1 protein-coding gene is annotated in these 1,185 nt (G+C 52.5%); it reads right to left on the bottom strand.

Annotated features, from left to right (window positions below):
* The coding region (locus DWX73_RS13295; RefSeq protein ID WP_118349132.1) for a recombinase family protein at positions 1-1,185 on the bottom strand (1,185 nt) is incomplete at both ends.

Genomic DNA, 1,185 nt, shown 5'->3' with positions numbered 1-1,185 from the left:
ATATGCGCCCGGTCACGCTGTCCTCATACAGCCGCTTGAAGATAGCGGATAACTCGGCTATGCGTTTCTCGGCGGCTTCCAGTTCCTTTTTCTTGGCGGCGTTCCTGCGTTTGCCCCCGTCCTCGTTCTGCTCAATCAAGAGCTTCATAAACCGGGCTTCATGCTTTGCCGCATAGCTGGTCACTTTCCGCAGATTGGAGAGTACACCAGCGGTCAAGAGGTCGGTGCGGATAAAGTGCGCCGTACAGTCATGGGTGCGCTTCTTGTAGCTGCCGCAGATATAACAGTCCTGCTTGCGCTTGTCCGTCTGGTATCGCTGCTGATACATGACGCTGCCGCAGTCTGCACAGAACAGTATGCCGGAGAACAAGCCCACTTCATCATAGCGGTTGGGGCGTTTGCGCTGCTTGCGAAGCTCCTGCACCCGTTCCCATGTTTGGGTGTCTATGATAGGCTCGTGGTGATTCTCGAAAATCACTTGCTTTTCCGGGGGATTTTCTACACTGTGCTTGACTTTGTAAGAGAGTTTTTCCGTCTTGAAGTTTACCAGACAGCCTGTGTATTCCCGGTTTTCAAGGATATGCACAACGGTATTGGTCGCCCACTTGCACTCATAGCCGGGGTGGTAGCGGCGGGTGCTGCCCGTCCTGCGGTATTCCAGCGTCCCCGGCGTGGGGATTTGCTGCTCTGTGAGCATACGGGCTATCTTGGTCGGACCATTCCCGGCAAGGCAGAGGTTGTATATCTGCTTGACTACGGGTGCAGCTTCCTCGTCAATAATGAAATTTTCGTCCTCGTCCATGAGGTAGCCATACACAGGCTTGCTTGTGATGGGCTTGCCACTCATGCCTTTTGAGCGTTTTACTGCTTTGATTTTCTTGCTCGTATCTCTCACCAGCCATTCGTTAAAGATATTCCGCAGCGGGGCAAAGTCATTGTCGCCCTGTGCGCTGTCCACTCCGTCATTGATAGCGATGAAGCGGACACCTTTCTGTGGGAAAATCATTTCCGTGTACATTCCCACTTGCAGGTAGTTTCTCCCTAACCTCGACATATCCTTTACGATAACTGTCCCTACTTTTCCGGCTTCAATGTCCGCAAGCATGGCTTGAAAACCGGGTCTTTGAAAGTTCGCACCAGAATAACCGTCGTCCGTGTACCAGCGCAGATTGGAAAAGCCGTTCT

Source organism: Coprococcus sp. AF21-14LB (genome assembly GCF_003458885.1).
GTDB lineage: Bacteria > Bacillota > Clostridia > Lachnospirales > Lachnospiraceae > UBA9414.
Note: the sequence above shows the minus strand (reverse complement) of the source record. Positions and strands in the feature narration are given on the sequence as shown.